The 17,877-nt window shown below is 30.0% G+C and carries 16 protein-coding genes; all 16 read right to left on the bottom strand.

Features of this window, described 5'->3' with window-relative positions:
* Nucleotides 1-36: 36 nt before the first annotated feature.
* Genes WHC90_RS00705 through wecB form a run of 16 tightly spaced genes read right to left on the bottom strand, consistent with a single transcriptional unit; the run spans nt 37 to nt 17,837 of the window.
* Nucleotides 37-795 (bottom strand): glycosyltransferase family 2 protein, encoded by a 759-nt coding sequence (locus tag WHC90_RS00705; RefSeq protein ID WP_188598918.1) that lies wholly within the window; start codon nt 793-795, stop codon nt 37-39.
* Complete coding sequence (locus tag WHC90_RS00700) at nt 782-2,143, bottom strand: phenylacetate--CoA ligase family protein (protein ID WP_188598919.1); 1,362 nt, start codon at nt 2,141-2,143, stop codon at nt 782-784. The genes WHC90_RS00705 and WHC90_RS00700 overlap by 14 nt, the downstream gene beginning before the upstream one ends.
* Nucleotides 2,122-3,132 (bottom strand): glycosyltransferase family 4 protein, encoded by a 1,011-nt coding sequence (locus tag WHC90_RS00695; RefSeq protein WP_188598920.1) that lies wholly within the window; start codon nt 3,130-3,132, stop codon nt 2,122-2,124. The genes WHC90_RS00700 and WHC90_RS00695 overlap by 22 nt, the downstream gene beginning before the upstream one ends.
* A complete protein-coding gene (locus tag WHC90_RS00690) occupies nt 3,125-4,453 on the bottom strand; it encodes an O-antigen ligase family protein (protein ID WP_188598921.1) in 1,329 nt (442 codons plus the stop codon). Before WHC90_RS00690 ends, WHC90_RS00695 begins: the two co-directional genes overlap by 8 nt.
* Complete coding sequence (locus WHC90_RS00685) at nt 4,446-5,519, bottom strand: glycosyltransferase (protein WP_188598922.1); 1,074 nt, start codon at nt 5,517-5,519, stop codon at nt 4,446-4,448. The genes WHC90_RS00690 and WHC90_RS00685 overlap by 8 nt, the downstream gene beginning before the upstream one ends.
* Entirely contained in the window at nt 5,520-6,635 is a 1,116-nt protein-coding gene (locus WHC90_RS00680; protein WP_188598923.1) for a glycosyltransferase, read from the bottom strand.
* A 6-nt stretch (nt 6,636-6,641) separates the two neighbouring features.
* Complete coding sequence (locus tag WHC90_RS00675) at nt 6,642-7,775, bottom strand: glycosyltransferase family 4 protein (protein ID WP_188598924.1); 1,134 nt, start codon at nt 7,773-7,775, stop codon at nt 6,642-6,644.
* Nucleotides 7,757-9,175 (bottom strand): hypothetical protein, encoded by a 1,419-nt coding sequence (locus WHC90_RS00670; RefSeq protein ID WP_188598925.1) that lies wholly within the window; start codon nt 9,173-9,175, stop codon nt 7,757-7,759. The genes WHC90_RS00675 and WHC90_RS00670 overlap by 19 nt, the downstream gene beginning before the upstream one ends.
* Before the next feature lies 1 nt (nt 9,176).
* On the bottom strand, nt 9,177-10,874 hold the full coding sequence (gene asnB / locus WHC90_RS00665; RefSeq protein ID WP_188598926.1) for an asparagine synthase (glutamine-hydrolyzing): 1,698 nt from the start codon (nt 10,872-10,874) through the stop codon (nt 9,177-9,179).
* Nucleotides 10,875-10,880: 6 nt separating this feature from the next.
* Nucleotides 10,881-11,579 carry a cytidylyltransferase domain-containing protein gene (locus WHC90_RS00660; RefSeq protein WP_188598927.1) on the bottom strand — a complete coding sequence of 233 codons (699 nt, stop codon included), beginning with the start codon at nt 11,577-11,579 and terminating at the stop codon, nt 10,881-10,883.
* The gene (neuC, locus tag WHC90_RS00655; protein WP_188598928.1) at nt 11,579-12,730 is read right to left on the bottom strand and encodes a UDP-N-acetylglucosamine 2-epimerase; all 1,152 of its coding nucleotides are present in this window, start codon (nt 12,728-12,730) and stop codon (nt 11,579-11,581) included. The genes WHC90_RS00660 and neuC overlap by 1 nt, the downstream gene beginning before the upstream one ends.
* Nucleotides 12,727-13,371, bottom strand: coding sequence for a hypothetical protein (locus WHC90_RS00650; protein WP_188598929.1), 645 nt, complete (start codon nt 13,369-13,371; stop codon nt 12,727-12,729). Before WHC90_RS00650 ends, neuC begins: the two co-directional genes overlap by 4 nt.
* Nucleotides 13,372-13,387: 16 nt before the next feature.
* On the bottom strand, nt 13,388-14,386 hold the full coding sequence (locus tag WHC90_RS00645; protein WP_188598930.1) for an N-acetylneuraminate synthase family protein: 999 nt from the start codon (nt 14,384-14,386) through the stop codon (nt 13,388-13,390).
* Nucleotides 14,387-15,478, bottom strand: coding sequence for a glycosyltransferase family 4 protein (locus WHC90_RS00640; RefSeq protein ID WP_188598931.1), 1,092 nt, complete (start codon nt 15,476-15,478; stop codon nt 14,387-14,389).
* On the bottom strand, nt 15,479-16,684 hold the full coding sequence (locus WHC90_RS00635) for a hypothetical protein (RefSeq protein ID WP_188598932.1): 1,206 nt from the start codon (nt 16,682-16,684) through the stop codon (nt 15,479-15,481).
* A 1-nt stretch (nt 16,685) separates the two neighbouring features.
* The gene (wecB, locus tag WHC90_RS00630; RefSeq protein ID WP_229664933.1) at nt 16,686-17,837 is read right to left on the bottom strand and encodes a non-hydrolyzing UDP-N-acetylglucosamine 2-epimerase; all 1,152 of its coding nucleotides are present in this window, start codon (nt 17,835-17,837) and stop codon (nt 16,686-16,688) included.
* Between the last annotated feature and the right edge of the window lie 40 nt (nt 17,838-17,877).

Here is a 17,877-nt window from a genome sequence, read left to right as displayed (position 1 = left end):
AAAAGTACGAAGATTATTATTGCTAATATAATTTTATTAAGATTTGTATTTTCTAAAACCATTAAAACCCCAAATTAACATTAAATAAATAGACATCAACACAGAAATTTTTTCTACTTGTCGGTAAAAATACCATTGTGGCTTTAATAATTTGATTTTATTTCTAGAATGAGATCCTTCTCTAATTCTATATATAGCAAGAACTTCTTTTATTCCAATTGCAAAATTAATTTTCTTTAAATATTTTAACCACAACCCCATATCTTGTCTAAAGAGTACTTCTGGCATATATTCTACTCCTAATTTTTTAACATCGATAAAAGCAGTCAAACAGCTTATTGAATTAGTTTTAAGTATATCAAAATAAGTAACCCTTTCTGGCACAATAAAATCTTCATAGACATCTTTTAAAGTAACCTCATCGCAACGTTTATAAGAAGCAAACACAAAGCCTTCAGATTTCTCTATATGAGTCAAGGAAGTCTCTATAAAATTTGGAAACCAAATATCATCGCTGTCTAAAAAGGCAAGATACTGTCCACTTGCATGCTTAATTGATTTATTTCTCGCTACAGCAGGCCCAGAGTTTTGAATTGAAAATAACTGAATTCTTGTGTCAAGCTCTATCATTTTCTTGATAATCTCTATTGAATTATCCTCAGAACCATCATCTGTTATAAGCATTTCCCAATTTTCATAAGTCTGTGCTTGAACACTTTTTATAGCTTCTTCAATAAAGACTTCAGAATTATAACAGGGAGTAATAATTGAAACTAATGGACTATTCTTCTTCATGACCTTCATTAATTAAAGATTCTATTATTTGAGTCTTTCCAGATTTTAAACTTTTAATTTCATCAACCTCCTTAAAAATAATCAAAAACTTTTCATCCTGTATATATTCTTGAAGCTTTATTCTTGCTTCATTTAGAACACTACCTTTAAAATTAGTTGCAGGAATATACTCAATTTCGATCCCATCTCTATTCTTTTGAAGAATTCTAAATTGTTTAATTTCGTTAATATATTCAAAAACCCCTGTAAAGGAATGTACTATCATTTTTCGACCATCTCTCAACAGAACAATATCTGTATTCCTTCCAATTACTTTTTCTAGCAGTGGAAAATTAAATTTTCTTCTTTTTGGATACCTAGACTTAGGCAATTTGACAGCTAAATCTCCAACATTATACCTTATCAAAGGCATGTGTTTGTTGTCTAATCTAGTTACAACAACTTGGCCTATTTCACCATCTTTAACAGGAAACCCATCCGCATCTAACAACTCTAAATAAACTTGAGGACTGTATTGATACATATAATCTAAATCTACTTGAAAACCAATCTGAAAACCTTCTGAAGAACCATAAGTTTCATAAACCTCACAATTAAAAGCCCTTTTTATATTACTTCTGTATTGTTCAAACAATGAATCACCCAAACAAATTACTGTTTTTAGCTCAATTTTATAGTTATTTTTAATAGCGTGTAAAGCAATTATATTAATAGATGATGGATATCCAATGATCACAAAATTAGATTTGGATACTAACTTTTTACAAATAGTATTTAACTCTGATTTTCCTAATGAAAACACAGGCACATATAGCACACCTAAAAAAATATCTTTTAGTTTTTTAAAAAAAGTCCTATTGGGAGAGATTCCTGTTTGCAAAACAGGTGCACCCATTTTAAAACCACATAATTCATACAGATGAAAAGAAAGTGCCTGAAGAGATATCAAATCTATTTTATCCATTTCAACAGCAGTACTCTTCCCTGTAGATCCACTGCTAAATATTTTAAATGCCTTTTTGTTATTTTTAATAATTAGTTTTTCTGGGTTCTCTTTTAAATCATCTTTAGTTAAAATTGGAAATCTTGATAATAAATTAAAAGTAGACTCTGAAGAACTTACTTGAATATCCTTATACTTTTCAAGGTTTTCAATAGCGTATAAAAGTTGCTTTCTTAATTGTAATTCTTGATATTGTTGAAGCTCTAACTCAGTATAACTGTCAAATTTTCTCCAAAATTTAATTTGCTTAACAAAGTTCGTATTAAAGATAAGGTCGCCAAAGGGTAAAATTAATTTTTCTAAAAGAACATTTCTAACCATAATTAACGCAAAACTTTTATCCATTGATTTCTAATAAAACCCCAACCAAATCGCATTACTTTCTCTCTTGCATTTACACTAATCTCTAACTTCTCGCCTCTTATTAATTTTATGATTTCTGCAGCCATTTGTTCTGAATCTCCTTTATCTACTAATACTCCATCATGACCATTTTCAATTAAATATGGCATACCTCCTGCATTGGTGCTTACAATAACTAAACCAAGTCCCATTGCCTCTAGAATACTAATGGGTGTGTTATCAAAATTTGTTGTATTAATAAAAAAATCAAATTCTTCAGCTTTTTTAAACCAATCTTCTTTAGATAAAATTCCAGTAAATTCAACATTATTTTTTAAATCATATTTTTTAACTAATTCTAAAACTAAGTCAAAAGAACTATCGTTTACTGGTCCAACCATACAAAGTCTTGCTTTAGGGTACTCCTTAGTTAGATGATGTAAAACCTCAATTGCCATCATGGGATTGTACAGCGTTCTAAAAGACCTAACCCACAACAAACTTGGAGTCAAATTCTTTCTATGTTTAAATTTTAATTGTTCAACTTCTACTATATTTGGTATCAATTCTGCTTGAAAGCCTCTTTGCTCAAATTCATATTTTAAATAATTAGATGGAGCAATATTCATGTATGAATTTTGAAAAAGTTGCTTAGAAAGCCTTGGGCTTTTATCCAATCTTTGTGGTAAATTTCCTCCATGTAATATAGGGATGTACCTCAATTTATACAAACGAGCAATTTGCGAAGTTAGCCAAGAAAAATAAAAATTTGTGGTACTAAAGGTATCTATCATTACATAATCAATATCTTTCCGAAGTCTTATAACTGCCCAACACATATCCAAAAGTCGAATCAACTTATTCTCCTTGTCAGAAAACTTATAAAGTTTATAACCTTCTTGAACAAGGCGATCACTCAAGGTCTCTAGAGTGGTTGGGTAACCAGATTTTTTTGACAAATTATTACCAATGTACAAAACAGACTTAGTCATCTTCACTTATTTGAATTTTAATTAGACTAAGCGCGTATACAAAACCTGAAAAGGCAATCCGCATTGCAGAATGATTTATTGTGAAAAACCAAAAAACATAAAATGAGATTAAAAAAGCACGCTGATAATTATTTGAAAACCAAATATTTTCTAATGGAATAAAAAGTAAAAGAATTAATAATATCAGACCGATTAAACCGTGTTCTTCCAACAATCTACCTATTTCATTATGAGAAGCCGCAGTTACGCTTTTCTCACTTAACTCTCTTTTATATTTACCATTTCCAACACCAATACCCATAGGGTTATAGATAAAACTTGACATTTGTTCTTGTAATAAAAGAGCTCTACCTGATGTTATATCTTTCTTCTTTACTCCTAATGCATTCTTTCCTGCGTATCTATTATAAAGCATCCCTCCCGTTACATTTGAAGTGTATAACCAAATTCCAATTAAAGCAAAAATTGTCACTCCAGAATACCTAACTAACAATTTAAAAGAAGCCTTTTGATTTAAGATATAAAAAAAGGCAAAAACCAATATGGCTGCAGCTCCTGTCAATATTCCACCACGAGAAAAAGTTAATAATCCTCGGTAAATAAAATACATTAAAAAAATAATATCTAAAGCAATAAACCCAGTGATTTTTCTTTTAGTCAGAATATTAATCGCAATAATAAAGATTCCAATTCCAATAGCTGTTGCGACTTGATTAGGACCAAAACCTCCAGAAGTATCAAAATTAGCTCCCCCTCCAAAAATGATATCCTCTAAATTTGGTGTTACAAAATAAAGATAAGTGACTAAAGAAAAAAGAGGTAATAACATTATGAAAAGCCCTTGGTAAACTTGTTCTATTGTCATCACTCTCTTAAAAAAATAAAGAGCCGATATACCTAATAAAAATGGACCTGTTAAATTAAATGCAATTGCTTTTCTAATAGACTCTCCTACAGGAACTTCGGTTAAAACAATCCCCAAGAGTAATAAAAGTAAATAAAAAACAAATGATAAAGAAAACTTCTGTTTAACTTCACCCACAAATACACCGAGAATTAAAAAAATCATAATGGCATATTTACCCGCTTCATAGGTTGGAAACCCACTAATCATCCTGGCAAAAACACCTACTCCAACAATATAGCATGATGCTTTAAATGCTTCTTCGTTTTTGTTGGACGTGAAAAGAACCACCAAAATCCCTACTATAATTGTAGTAAACCCAAATGGTTTTGCAAAAACATCGAAAGTAGCCAAATACCCAATAATTAGGTGGGCAACAATAAAAAATAATCTGTTATTTGATATATAATTAAACATAAATTTTATAGACTCTAATCACTTCCTTGATTATAGATTTTTTATTGTATTTTTTATTCACTTCTTTAGAGAGATTATCTGCAACTTCATTTAAAAGGCCTTGATTGCTTATCAATTTTACCAAAGATTTTGCAAATAATTCACTGTTTTCTGGAGGCACCAAAGCCTCCTTTTTCTTTACGACAAGTGAACAAGCTCCAACATCAGTAACCAGAACTGGTAAATGGGCCAATCCATACTCTAAAAGAGCAATAGGAAGGCCTTCTGATTTTGATGATAAAACACCTAAACTTGCTTGTGACAAAATATGCTTAATATCTGATTTAACTCCATATATATACACTTTATTTACAAGGTTATTAATTTTGATGTAGTTCTTTAACATCAAAGAGTATGCATCTTCATGATCATTACCTATCAAGTGAAGTGACCAATCGGGGTAATCTTCGTTAAAAATACGAAAAGCCTCTAATAAATTTATATGATCTTTTTGAGGTCTAAAAGCAGCCATACAAACAATTCTTTTTCCATGATTACCAAACAAGTTTGTTTGTAGGTTTTCATTATTAAATGATGGAAAATTATTCAGAACAGTTATTTTTTTACAAAAGAGGTTTTTAGAATCCCAACTCAAAAGCTGATAATTAACAGCAAAAATATGATTTATAAAAAAAGAAGCTTGCTTTACAGGAAATAAAGGACGCTTACTTAGATTTTTGCCATAATGATCATGCCATACTATTTTAATTTTCGGAAAGCTAAGCTTAACAAAAACAGCTATTAAAAGTGAAGAAGAATGTGCGTGTATAATTTGAATATTATTCTTCTTTATAAATCGTCGTAATGTATAAATTGAGGATAAATCTATCGTCTTTTTACGCTTTAAAAATAAGTAGGAGACTTTGTCTGACAGCTGTTTTTTTAAAATGCCCTCTTCCCTAGTTGTGCATAAATAAGAATGCACATCATCATTTTTAGCCAACTCATTTGCTATATTGACAGCCAAGACTTCAGCCCCTCCCGCACTGAGTGAATCAATAATTTGTATGACAGCAATTTTATTCAATTACAAAAAGTTTTTAATTTCTTTTTCAAATTTTTCTAAGGTAAATTTCTGAGACCATTTTTTTGCACTCACTACTTTTTCAAGATACCTATTTTTTTGATTTATGTATGTCTCTAATTCAAAAACAATTTCTTCTAAATCTTCATTTACAATACTTCCTCTTTCTCCTTCTCCTAACATAAATGGAACACAAGAAACTTTTGATGCAATTGGCAAGCAACCCCAAAACATGGCTTCTGCAACCACTTTTGGCCAACCTTCTGATTTAGAAATGAAAACTAAAAAATGACTTTCTTGAAAAGCCTTTTTTACAACTTCTTTTGGCTGATTGCCATGTAATAGAACATTTTCACTCAATTTATTTTTTAAAATATACTCTTTAACAATATTAAATCTTGCTCCATCACCAAACATATCTAACTGAATGTCATACCCTTTATTTATTAGTATTTCTGCAACCTTAACAGTTAATAATGGCTGTTTACCAATACTAAAATTACCAACAAATAACAATCTAATCTTACTCTTAAAATTTTTAGCTTCAATAGCTATAATTTCATTATCTGAGTAAGATGCTGTAAAAAAAGGAATACTATTTTTAGACTGATTTTTCCATTCTCCATAGATCAAAACCTTACAATTTTTAGTTAAAAAAGTATTTGATAAAATCCACTTTTGAAGTCTATAACTTAGCGGTTGTTTGCTTTTTGGATCCCAATTACCAGCATATTTTACTGTTTTTGGTTTTGACGGAAAAAATATTTGAACAAAACAACCTAATAAACCTATATTTCCTGGGCAACGCAAATGAATGTGATCTGCTGATTTCATCACTTTATAAATTTGAATACAAATTTTTGGAATTACTTTAAGTGATATAAGACTATTGTTAAAAGTTGTTAAGTTAAAACTCGGAATCTCAATAAATTTTATTTTTGAATGCCTATATGGTGTTTCAATATTTGTTATTTTTTTTTCTTTTGATTTTGGTGCTAGAATTATAATTTCATCGACATATTTTGCCCATAAATTCATTTCTCTTACATAAGGTTCATAAGCAAATAGATCTTTGCCTTTTATTTTATGCTCTACATGTGTTATAATTCCAAATTTCATATATGTTTATAACATAGATTTATAAAAATTAATATTTTGAAATACGATCTCTTCTGGGTTAAACCTTAGCAACATATCTTTACTTGAATTGTCTGCTCTTATTTGGGCTTCTTTAGCATTGCTTAACACCTCAATAATTTTATTGGCAATATCCTCTGAAGAATACGGATCTACTAACAAAGCTGTTTCTTTGTCTTTAATAAGCTCTAATGCTGGACCTATTCGACTGGCAACAACTTTTTTCCCCATTACCAACGCCTCAATCCATGCGATTGGCATTGCTTCCATATGAGATGGATATACACAAACATCAGCCTCTGCTATATATAAAGGTATTTCTGAATGAGGTTTTGGTCCAATTATATGTATAGATTCTTTATCTTCTTGTAAAACAAAACTTTTTAAATATTCTATGTATGAACTTCCGTCTAGAAACTTCCAATCTCTACCTATGATATTTAAAACAACATCTGGAAATTGTTTTTTTATCATTGGAATTGCTTGCACCAACTGTCGAACTCCCTTTTTTTCACAAATAGTGCCAACAAACAATAAAGTATTCTTTTTAAGTTTAGTAGAAGTATTCCGTTTAAACTTTGTAAAATCTACTGAATTATAGATGGTTGTGAATTTAAAATTTAAATTTAAATATTTTTTTGTTTGAGTTCCTACATAATTACTAACCGCAATAAAACCATCCGCCCTGGAAAAGGATGCTTTTTCCTGATACCCTCTCCAAAGAGCTGGTTTTTTTCCTAATTCTTTTGCAAAAAAATGATGTCCGCCATGTAATCTAATTATTTTTTTATAGGGTGTTTTTTTAGAAAAAAAAGCAAAATTTAATTCACTACCTTCAACAATATCTATTGTATTAATCTCATTTATTTCGTCTATCTTTTTTAAAAGACGTTTTGTGTTATCATAAAACCTCGCAAACTTCCATCGAGACCTTGGCAACCTATAAACACTAATTCCATCAACGCTCTCTAATTGTTCTGAGGGCACATTGTAAAAACCAATTACAGAAACCACGATGTCATTCTCAACTAGTTTTTCTCCTAAAAACTTAACGAAAGAACCGATTCCTCCACCGTTCAAATTTTTTGTAGGAAATTCATGTGTTAAGAAGCAGATGTGCATTTTTCTAAAATTTGGGTTGCTAAATTTATTGAATTTTTCTCAAGAGGATGTTGTATTATTTTTTTTAACCATTGCTTTCTTTCTTTAGCAATCAAATCAGGCGTGCTTAAAGCTATTTTTAATAATGGGTAAAGTTCTGAAGGTGTATTAACCCAACCAACGGCATCAAGGTTTTCCATACTTTTAAAATGTTCAAATTGATAAAGCATCTCAACTGACCAATTTTCATCACGCTTTGGATTATAATTTACATACAAACATGGTTTGTCAAAAACGGCAAAATCATGAGCCATAGTGCTTCCTAGATTTACAACAACATCAGAATGCAAACAAGTATTCACTAAAAGAGAAATATCAGTATAGGCAGGATATATCATTGTAAAATTTGTTTCTTGAGAAGGGGTTTCTACTCGCCAATCTGGATTAACAATAACAATATCATTTTTATACTTTTCTAAAACGAAATCATACCGATCGCTAAAATCAACAGGACATCTTCTAAAAATAATCTGGGGACGTTCATTTTTTGGAAACTCTTGTATAGAAGAACATAAATCTTCTAAAAAAAATTGATCATAGGGTGTTGTTAATTTATCATCACCAGAAAAACAAATCGTTTTTTTGGAGGTATCTAACTTATACTGACGAAAAAAGGCTTCTTTACTTTGTTGAAACTCTTTCTTTTTATAAAATTCGAATTGAGGTGAACCAACAATATATACACTCTCAGGAGAAATTTCTTTGTATAAAAGACATAGTTGTTTTTTCATTAACTCTGACCAAACAAAATACATATCTGGTCTACAGATTAATCTTCCTTTAGGAATATTGTCCCAAGAAAAAATCACGGTACTGTTTTTAATTCTTAATTCTTGTGCTGCTAGTATTACTGGTGTAGTTATTGGCGCTCTTTGGTGAAGGTTGATAATAAAATCTGGCTGTAATATCTTTAAATCTTCTTTTGCTTTTTGATATGCCTTTGTTGTTTTTATTTTTTCTTCATATTTTAATTCATACCTCCTAAGTAAATTGTAATTTTTAGATAAATAAGTTCCCAATGTTTTGCATGAAAAATAGAATGCTTTTAGCTTAAAAGATGTAGGATTTTTACCCCAAAAATTAAGTATTGTTTTATTTTTTAAAAAATCTTTAAAGTAAATCAATCGCGCATAAGCTGTCGATTCTCTAAGAAACTTTAAATAGAAAGTTTCATTTAAATCAGAAATTTCTTTGTTTTCAATTTTAATTTTATGAACAATTTCGATTTCTTTTATCGCAGATTTAGACACTTTGTGATACAAACAAATTTCTGCATTACAACTTCTTAATTCAGGAATTAAATCTGAATACAAATAGTTTCGTATTCCTACACCATCAGGTACTAAAAACAATATCTTCATCTTATTTATTCAACATATTAAAATTTATCCATTGCCAGATATGAAAGCTTGAATCATTATCTCCTTCTAAAAAGCTATTGTATTCTTGCTTCAATGATTTAATATCAAACCAGTTTGCAAATTTTGAATGTTCAATATCATTTATTTCTTGCCATACAAAGTCTTTTAATTCTTTACATAACCATTCTCTTTGGGGTGTTTGTAGGGGTCTTTTTGGTGCGTAACTGATTGAGTCACTTAAATACTCTGATACGATTTCTCGTAACATGCTTTTTTGAACTCCAGCCTTAATTTTATACTCAATTGGTTGAGAAAAAGCCAACTCTACCAATCTATAATCTAAGAAAGGCTCCCTTAATTCAGTACCATAAGTCATCGATATTCGATCATTAAACCTTAAAGCTCTAGGGATTTTTGTGTAAAATAAATCTCTAAATTGTAAATTTAACAAATCATCCTCAAATGGTTTAGGATACGCTGGTTTTTCAGCTAGGTTTATTAGATAATCTGAAAGGACATTTTTACGAAATGGAGATCTGTTGACGCCTTGAATTAAACTTCCTGTTTTTTTTACATAATAATCATAGCCTGCCCATTGCTCATCCATTCCTTGACCGTCTAACAAAACCAAAACACCATCCTCTCTTGCTTTTTGGAATATTTTTGAATAGGCTAAGGTTGGTAAGCCTCCATAAGGTTCATCTTGATAACTGTTTATTTTTTTTGCTAATTCCTTAACTTCTTTTGCTTGTAATAAAACCCTTTTTAGTGGATTTTTTGTGAGTGAAATCATTTCTTCTACCCAAGGAAGCTCATCATAACGTTTATCATTTGTAAAAAATGTATAGGCATTAATGTTGCTTTTTTCCTTGCCAAGTAGATTTACAAAAGCTAAAAGAGCCGAGCTATCCAAGCCCCCACTCACATTAAACCCGACAGGAACATCTGATCGAAACCTTAGTTCTATGCTATCTTTTAACAGAGCTGTGTATTCAGATTTTACGGCATCATAACTTTTCTTTTTTTGATACTTTTTTATTTCTTCTTCAAATACGTACCACTTTTCAATTTTAATTTGATTGTTCTCAAATTCTAACCAGTGACCTCCTGGTAATTGATGTATATCTTTCCAAAAAGTTTCGTTGGGCATTCCATAACTTCCATAAACAAAATAACTTGCCCAAACTTTTTCATTTGGTGCTTTTTGAACACCAGCAGCATGTAATGTTTTGATTTCTGAAGCAAAGTAGAAAGTTTCTTCTGAGTGGTGATAATAAAGAGGTTTTACACCAAATCTATCTCGAGCAGCAAAAAGTTTTTTCTCGGTTGAATCCCAAATTGCAAACGAAAACATTCCATTTAATTTATGTAAACAATCTTTTCCCCATTTAATATAGGCCGCTAAAAGAACTTCTGTATCTGAATTCGTTTTAAAATTGTACTCTAATTCTGATTTTAATTCTAAATAGTTATAAATTTCACCATTAAAAACGATTATGTATCGCTCTGTAGTATCAAAAAAAGGCTGATTGGCTGCTTCTGACAGGTCTATTATTGACAATCTATTATGGCCCAAGCAGGCTCCATCCCTAACATATTCACCAGAACTATCTGGTCCTCTATGCTGTTGGATTTCTATCATTTTCGATAGTAAATCACGATTAAAACCACTGCCTATTATCCCAGAAATACCACACATATTATTTTACAATTTTAAACGCTTTACCATTACTTCTGCTTTACTCCAATCATCCATCGTATCGATATTGACATAAAACTCTTTTGGTGAAACCAAGTGTGCTATTTTATTTCCAAATAAAGAATTTTGTTCTTTTAATATGTTTGTTTTCGTAATATAAATACTTCCATCTCTATGGTATGCAATTGGCAAGTCTTGCCTTCGACTTATAATTGTAGATTCCCCAGTCGCAATTTTTAAATGTTGATTTTTATCTAATTCAAAAGTCCAATGTGGATTGTATTCATGTGGTACCTCTTGTACAGACACTAATGAATCTGCATCGCTATTTATAAATTTTTGGATTGCTGCATCCAAGAATTCGACGGTTCTAAAAGGACTCGTTACTTGTAGTAAACAGACCGCATCAAAATAGATACTTTTAGATTCAAAATACGCTAAAGCATGAAGAATAACAGATAAAGAAGATGAAGTATCTGCAGCTAAATCTATAGGTCTTTTAAAAGGGACTTCTAATTCTAACTTTTTTGCTACAGAAATAATTTCATCATCATCTGTACTTACAATCACTTTAGATAACAAGCTAGATTTTAACGCAACCTTAGCTGTGTATTCTAATAAAGGCTTGCCATTTAATAATTTAATATTCTTTCTTGGAACCCCTTTAGAACCTCCTCTTGCGGGTATGATTGCTAAAATTTTCATTAATACATAATTGTTTTATGAAAAGTCAAATTTGTTTCGGCCAACACATCAGCAATCATTTCTCCAGAATTTCCATCGCCATAAATGGTTGACGAAACAATACTCTTAGATGAAATTCTATTTTCTATTGCTTTTATAATTTCATTTTTGTCATAAATCGTATCTAAAACATTAGAACCTCTTTGTCGTCTGTTTTGTCTGGTTCCAATATTGACAACAGGAACCCCTAAATATGAACATTCTCTTATACCAACACTAGAATTACCGACTAAGCATTTGCTGTTTACCAACAATCTTAAAAAATCATTGGGTTCCATATTTTTAAAGAAATGGATATTTTTTGGTTTTACTGTTTCTCTAAAATATCGGATCCCGTTTGAGGTTCCATCAGAACCTGCATCTACATTAGGCCAAAACCAAAATGTTGGAATATTTAATTCATGTATGGCTTCTAAAGTTTTTAAAACATCTTGTCTTGCTGATGTATATTCTGTTGTAACTGGATGCTGCATGACCACTAAATATCCATTTTTCCAATCTATAACTTCACCAACTCCACCGTATTTTTCAATTGGATTGAAGTCTAATTTTGGGTTTTCTTTTATTTCTTTTGCCAAATCAATGGATGGACAACCGGTATTAAAAACCATTTCTGGGTTTTCTCCCATTTTTAAAACACGTTCTTTCGCATCTTCTGAGGCAACCAAATGCAAATCTGCTAATTTTGTATTGGCATGCCGCACCTTTTCATCAATATTTCCTGTAACTTCTCCACCTTGAATATGAATCAAAGGGATGTTTTGATAAGAAGCGGCAATACTTGTCGCAATGGTTTCAAATCGATCTGCAATTGTAACTACTGCATCTGGCTGAAGCTTGTAAAAAACATTTGCTAACTCCATAACCCCTAAACCTGTTGTTTTTGCCATTGAAGTAGGGTTTTCACCTTCTAAGACCATAAAAACTTTCTCAGCTATCTCAAAACCATCTTTTTCTATAAAATCAATAGCATTACCGTAACGACCAAGCAATGCAGAACCTGCAATGACCAATTGTAATTCTAATTTGGGATGTTTTTGTATTGCTGTTAATGCAGTCTTTATTCTACTATAAGAAGGTCTTGCAGTAACTACTACGCATATTTTTTTCATCTTAGTTTTCTAGTTATTTTATACTTAAAAGAAGTTAATAGCCTTAAATAAAATCTATGCATTTTTTGCTGAAATGAAGGATTAACAAAAATCAGTTGCCCGCCACCAGACCATTTATCACTATCAAATGGGCCATGTTTGGGATTTTTAAAGTCAGAAATAACACTTGTATAAATACTTTTTGGGAAAATAGATTTTATGAAATTTACTTGATCAATTCTATACCCTTCAATAAAAATAATAGCTCTATTAGAAACACTCTTTTTTATTTGTGCTAAAGACTTATCGGACCCATCAATAATTATAAAATCAAATTTCAAATTTGTTGGAATATTTTTAAACTCGTTGAATAAATTTATTTTATCGTATTTTTCTTTTAAATTAGTTGGTAATACTTGTAAACAAAATTCATTATTTTCCGTACCGTAATAATTATAATCTTTGTTACTTGTTGACAAAAAATCAATAATTGAATAAGAAATTGAACCAATCCCTAAACCTAATTCTAAAATATTTTTTGGTTTGTATTTGGCTATTAAATTTAAAATTACCTCAATACCATAAACACTAGCAATATGTTCATTACCATTCAGCTTTGAGAAGTGTTTATAATATATCTTGGAAAGTTGTTTTACTGTCATAAAAAGAGTTATTATTTTATTTAATTAAATCTTTATCATTTAAAAAACTCCATTGAGTTAAATCCTTATTGAGTTTTTTTCCTAGAATCTTTTCATATTCACTAGCTAAAATACCATAACCTTTTGGCTTTTTTGTTTCTAAATCAGAAAAAGTAATTATATCTCCTTTTTTTAAATCTTTATTAATTGCTAACGATTTTTCAAAGATTTGTTTTAAATCAGTGAATTTAGAATTGTCATTTTTATCAATTGGATGTTGTAATGCAGTTTCTATATTTTTAACTGCTTTTACCAATGCTGTCGTCTCTTTAATTGTCAAAGACGATTTTGCATCTGGACCAAACATTTCTTTATCAAAAACCACATGAAACTCTAAAATTTCGGCCCCTAAAGCTGTTGCTGCAATACAGGCTTCTAGTGTTGAAGAATGATCAGAGAATCCAATAGAAACATGATATCTATTTTTTAACTCTTGAATTACATTTAAACCAAACTCTTTTGGCTTTGTTGGGTACGCAGTTGTACATTGTAAAATAGCATATGAAACATCTCTATTTTTTAAAAATGTAACTGTTTTATCTAACTCTTCAAAAGAACTCATACCTGAAGAAATAATTACAGGTTTGCCTGTTTGAGCAATTTTTTCTAACAACACAAAATTGTTAACCTCACCTGAACCTATTTTGTATCGTTTTACCCCAACTGCTTCTAATAAATCAACTGCGGCATTACTAAATGGCGAGCTCATAAACTCTATACCAACTTCATCACAATGGTGTTTAATTTCTATCCATTGTTCTAAAGTAAATTCCATACGTTTCCAATAATCAATACGCGTGGCATCTTGTTTTGAAAATTGCACTCTAAAGGGTTCATAAATACTACTTTCTGCAACTGCAATATGAGTTTGAAACTTAATTGCATCACAACCTGTTTTAGCAACAGCATCTATATAAGCATGTGCCATTCCTAAACTACCATCGTGCGCTTGTGCTATCTCTGCTATGATGTACATTTAATTTAAAATTTCTTTAAAGTTAGCAATCCATTCTTTATCATTATAAAGTTTTATCAAATCAGTATTATTCATATTAAAATTGATGTCATTAGTTAACACATCATTAATGGCATTTACCCAACTATCAACAAAATGTGGATTTTTGACTAAATAACCTAAATCACCGTCGTGCAATACCTCAGATATTGGATCTATATCTGACGCTAAACATTTTGCTCCTGATTTTAATGCTTCTGTTAAACTTAATGGATGACCTTCATGACACAAGGAAGAGAATATATAAAAATCTGTTGACTGATAATATCTTGCTAATTGTTTATTCTTCTTTCTACCCAACCAGGTAATTTGTTTTCCTTTAACTTCATTGTGAGTTCCGAGTATGAGAAGCTCAACATCTGTATGCTTTTGAATGATGTTCTCCCAAGCTTTTAAAACGATTGATAATCCTTTTTTTGGCCTGTCTTGAGAAACCCATAAAAAATACATTTTGCCATTATCAAACCCTAATTTATGCCTTAACTCTTCTTTGTCTTTGGGTTGTAATTGATAAAAAACTTTTGAGTCAATACCGTTTGGTAGTAAAACTACTTCACAAGGAATAGTATGATTTTCTTGTAGCTGTATTTTATAGGATGATTCTGTTTGAATGACTAATTTATCTATGCAGTTATAGATGTTGTTTCTATGGTCTACTGGAACATCAAACCTATAGCCTCTTATAAAATAAATAATATTTATCTGCTTTCTGATACGAGCTTTTTTAGCGTAATGATTAATTGTTTGTAAGATTTTTATGTCGTCAAAAATAATAACATTAACTATTTCAGTACTAGTAATGTTTTCTTTGAGTTTTTTCCAATATGTTTTTTTAGCATAATAACTATTAAACTTAGACAAGAAAACTGTTAAAATATTATTAGTTTCAACAGGTACATTAACTCGCTCAATTACGGAAGAAGGGTATGGACTTATAATTTTATCAAAAAAAGAAGTCTCTTTCTTAACTAAGTTAGTTAACAATACATTCCAACTCCCAATTTGATCAGATGGTATCGCTTTACTTGATAATAGAATATTTTTTTTAGACATTTAATCAGTTGATAAAATTTTTAAGTATTTTTTTAAAATATATTCTTCAGAAAAATACTCTTTAAGTTCATTAATTATTTTTAAAGATAATTTAATTAATTCATCATTTTCTAAGTTCGCTATAATTTTTTCGATCTCCTTTTCGTTATTTAACGTTGTTTTAAATGGGTAATCTTCTCCTAATAATCTAGAAATCTCTGATTTTTCTGGCGTTAAAACAATTATTGGTTTTCCAATATTTATATAATCAACAAATTTAGTTGGCAAAAAAGGACTAAACTCAGCACCAGACTCAACCAACAATAAAAATGATGATTCATTTAATTTATCTAAAGCTTCATTATAAGGTATTCTCTTATTAACTATTTGTATGTTCTTTTTATTAAAGTCTTTAATTTCTATATTTACATCTTTATGTATTGGACCATAAAAACGCAATGCTGTTTTTGGATCGCAAACACGATAAAAAACTTTTAAAAAAGTTAAAGGGTTTCTGGGTTTTAAAAGAGTTCCTGTATGTGTTATTATTATTTCATTTTTAGCGTCTACTCTTTTTATATTTACACCTGAATTAAACTTTACAGCGTGTGGAATAATAGAAATATTTGCAGAATTAATTTTATAATCTTTTAAATACCATTCATATAATTTTTTAGATGGAAATATCAAATGATTAATTTTACAAATAGCCTGTTGAAGGTTCCTTCTTTTAAAATATTCGTGAAAATAATTTCCCCCTTTATAAGGCTCAGGATAACTTGAAGACGGATAGGGGTCATGAAAAACACCTAAAATCTGAACATTTTTTTTAAATTTAATTTTAGAAACCGATTGGTGTGGTGCAAACCCTAATCCTCCACTTAATAATAATATTTTATTATATTGAGTGTTGTTGTTTAAAAAAAATCTGATATTTTTAATTCTATTATACTGCTCAAAACTATTACCAGAAAGGATTTGAAAAACAGTCTGTAAAAAAGTAAAATTTTTTCTTATTCGTTTTTGCAAAGGGGTTAAATTATTTTTTTTATGGAAAAAAAAACGACCTTTATCCCAACTATCAATCAGACTTTTAGAAGTATTATCTAAAGTTAAAATATCTAATTCTTTTAACTCTTTACTTAAAAGAGTAATCAGTGACCAATTTGCAATGGCAGCAGAAACAGAAATATCTCCGAGCTCTTCTACGATTATTAATGTTTTCATATTAATTAACCTCTAATATCGTCTTTAAAATTTTCTTACTTGCTTTTCCATCACCATAAGGGTTACTTGATTTACACATGTTATTATAAGCAACTTTATTATCAAGTAAAATCTCTGATTCTTTAAGTATTTTTGCATAATCAGTGCCTACTAATTTAACTACACCAGATTCTACAGCTTCTTGTCTTTCCGTAACATCTCTTGTAACCAAGACCGGTTTTCCTAAAGAAGGAGCTTCTTCTTGAACACCTCCACTATCTGTAATAATAAAATACGATTGATTCATTAACCAAATAAAAACCTCATAATCCAATGGATGTATTAATAAGATGTTTGTATGTTCTGACAACATTTTATAAACGACATCTTGAACGTTTGGGTTTAAATGTACTGGATATATCAATTGTACATCATCTCTCTTGGCCAACTCTAAAAGAGCTTTACAAAATTCTTTAAATTTATCTCCAAAATTTTCTCGCCGATGCCCAGTGATTAAAATAAGCTTTTTTTTCGAGTTGATTTTTTGCTTCAAATTTACAATTTCATCTCGATGCTCATTAATATGTTTAAGTCCCCACAAAAGTGCATCGATAACTGTATTGCCTGTAATAAAAACAGTTTTTTTATCAACCTTTTCTATCTCAATTAAATTATCTGCAGATTTTTTAGTTGGAGAAAAATGAAAATCTGCTAATCTTCCTGTTATTTGTCTATTAATTTCTTCAGGAAAAGGTGCAGTTTTATCATACGTTCTCAACCCTGCTTCTACGTGTCCAATTTTTATTTGTTTATGAAATGCCGCCAAAGCAACCATACTACTTGTAGTGGTGTCTCCATGCACCAAAACTAAATCTGGTTTAAAGTTATTTAGTACTACATCAATTTTAGATAGAATTCTTGAAGCTAATTCATTTAATGATTGATTTGGCTTCATGAGGTCCAAATCAAAATCGGGTATGATTTTAAAAAAATCTAGGACTTGATCTAACATTTCTCTATGCTGAGCCGTCAAACAAACTTTGGTTTCAAAACCTGCCTCCTCTTTTAAGAGCTTAACCAGTGGAGCCATCTTAATTGCTTCTGGTCTAGTTCCAAAAACTACCAATACCTTTTTTCTTTGATTTTTCATTAAATCTGTACCATTACTAGTCATATATTTACAACTGTATTTGAAATGTTTTATGGTCTACGTG

Source organism: Polaribacter pacificus (assembly GCF_038024035.1).
Taxonomy (GTDB): domain Bacteria; phylum Bacteroidota; class Bacteroidia; order Flavobacteriales; family Flavobacteriaceae; genus Polaribacter; species Polaribacter pacificus.
The sequence above is the reverse complement of the archived record's forward strand: the minus strand, read 5'-3'. Positions and strand labels throughout refer to the sequence as shown.

Coding starts and splice junctions, on each gene's coding strand:
- WHC90_RS00705 (WP_188598918.1), bottom strand. CDS start 795: ATGAAGAAGAATAGTCCATTAGTTTCAATTATTACTCCCTGTTATAAT.
- WHC90_RS00700 (WP_188598919.1), bottom strand. CDS start 2,143: ATGGATAAAAGTTTTGCGTTAATTATGGTTAGAAATGTTCTTTTAGAA.
- WHC90_RS00695 (WP_188598920.1), bottom strand. CDS start 3,132: ATGACTAAGTCTGTTTTGTACATTGGTAATAATTTGTCAAAAAAATCT.
- WHC90_RS00690 (WP_188598921.1), bottom strand. CDS start 4,453: ATGTTTAATTATATATCAAATAACAGATTATTTTTTATTGTTGCCCAC.
- WHC90_RS00680 (WP_188598923.1), bottom strand. CDS start 6,635: ATGAAATTTGGAATTATAACACATGTAGAGCATAAAATAAAAGGCAAA.
- WHC90_RS00675 (WP_188598924.1), bottom strand. CDS start 7,775: ATGCACATCTGCTTCTTAACACATGAATTTCCTACAAAAAATTTGAAC.
- WHC90_RS00670 (WP_188598925.1), bottom strand. CDS start 9,175: ATGAAGATATTGTTTTTAGTACCTGATGGTGTAGGAATACGAAACTAT.
- asnB (WP_188598926.1), bottom strand. CDS start 10,874: ATGTGTGGTATTTCTGGGATAATAGGCAGTGGTTTTAATCGTGATTTA.
- WHC90_RS00660 (WP_188598927.1), bottom strand. CDS start 11,579: ATGAAAATTTTAGCAATCATACCCGCAAGAGGAGGTTCTAAAGGGGTT.
- neuC (WP_188598928.1), bottom strand. CDS start 12,730: ATGAAAAAAATATGCGTAGTAGTTACTGCAAGACCTTCTTATAGTAGA.
- WHC90_RS00650 (WP_188598929.1), bottom strand. CDS start 13,371: ATGACAGTAAAACAACTTTCCAAGATATATTATAAACACTTCTCAAAG.
- WHC90_RS00645 (WP_188598930.1), bottom strand. CDS start 14,386: ATGTACATCATAGCAGAGATAGCACAAGCGCACGATGGTAGTTTAGGA.
- WHC90_RS00640 (WP_188598931.1), bottom strand. CDS start 15,478: ATGTCTAAAAAAAATATTCTATTATCAAGTAAAGCGATACCATCTGAT.
- WHC90_RS00635 (WP_188598932.1), bottom strand. CDS start 16,684: ATGAAAACATTAATAATCGTAGAAGAGCTCGGAGATATTTCTGTTTCT.
- wecB (WP_229664933.1), bottom strand. CDS start 17,837: ATGACTAGTAATGGTACAGATTTAATGAAAAATCAAAGAAAAAAGGTA.